The sequence below is a fragment of the Geobacillus sp. BK01 genome (assembly GCF_052220245.1).
Classification (GTDB): Bacteria; Bacillota; Bacilli; order Bacillales; family Anoxybacillaceae; genus Geobacillus.
On the sequence record NZ_JBQPTH010000053.1, the window covers coordinates 1 to 1,128 of the forward strand.

Annotated in this window: 4 tRNA genes; all 4 read right to left on the minus strand. The window is 50.8% G+C overall.

Annotation, left to right across the window (positions count from 1 at the left end):
- Nucleotides 1-136 precede the first annotated feature (136 nt).
- Nucleotides 137-213: transfer RNA gene (locus tag ACTVDO_RS17315), tRNA-Arg, on the minus strand.
- A gap of 282 nt (nt 214-495) precedes the next feature.
- Nucleotides 496-566 (minus strand) — tRNA-Gly (locus ACTVDO_RS17320).
- Nucleotides 567-662: 96 nt separating this feature from the next.
- A tRNA-Arg gene (locus ACTVDO_RS17325) sits at nt 663-736 on the minus strand.
- A 9-nt stretch (nt 737-745) separates the two neighbouring features.
- Nucleotides 746-817, minus strand: a tRNA-Gly gene (locus tag ACTVDO_RS17330).
- Nucleotides 818-1,128 lie beyond the last annotated feature (311 nt).

Below are 1,128 nucleotides of genomic sequence, written 5' to 3' on the forward strand. Positions count from 1 at the left end.
CTACTGAGCTGTGGCATGAGCCAGCCCTGGCACACTTCTGCCTCAAAACCAAAAGCCTCCTATCACAGCACCCTTTCGGGCTCATCATAGGAGGCTTTCTTTCACGCTATACCCGCGTGTTCCTTCCGTATGTAAATGGCGTCCCAGGAGAGATTCGAACTCCCGACCGACGGCTTAGAAGGCCGCTGCTCTATCCGACTGAGCTACTGGGACATCATCAACAGTACACTCCGATATTCCCGCTGTCCCTTCCTCTACAAGCCCATTCAAGGAAGCTTGGTGCGTCGGGACAACTCGCAGCTATTTCGAAGATGACTTTGCTCGTTGCTCTATCCGACTGAGCTACTGGGACATCATCAACAGTACACTCCAATATTCCCGCTGTCCCTTCCTCTACAAGCCCATTCAAGGAAGCTTGATGCGTCGGGACAACTCGCAACGGATCCCTAAAGCTACTAGGGCAATGTACATGATATTCACTTCAAAACAAAGGAAAGCGGGTGATGGGAATCGAACCCACGACTTCAGCTTGGGAAGCTGAGGTTTTACCATTAAACTACACCCGCATGATCCATATCAATGAACTTGTCTGAAAAACGATTGCAATAAAAATATAATGGCTAATCGCTTTTTTGTCAATATCTTTTTTAAAGATTATTAAACGCGCTCGAGAGGATTCGAACCCCTAACCTTCTGATCCGTAGTCAGATGCTCTATCCAATTGAGCTACGAGCGCATGTTGGGAAGCGGAAGACGGGACTCGAACCCGCGACCCCCACCTTGGCAAGGTGGTGTTCTACCACTGAACTACTTCCGCGTTGTAATTGTGAAGGAAGTTCATTCCTTCAAAACTAGATAACCGTTGTCGGAAGAAGCGGCGCTTCCGCTTTTCAACTGTCCAACTTCGGCTCGCCGCCGCTCGGGGTCAAATAACCTCCGCCTTCGGGATCGCAAATCCCTGCAGGCGAAGAACATTTGCCCATCGCGGCGACCCGCTCGCCTGCGCTTTTCACTGTCTAGTTCCAGCGCCTAGCTCTCTTCTGCCAAATAACCTTCCCCCTTGGGGTGCAAGCACCCCTGCGGGTGAAGAACATTTGGCTTCGAGATCGCCAGGATGGCGATATTTCG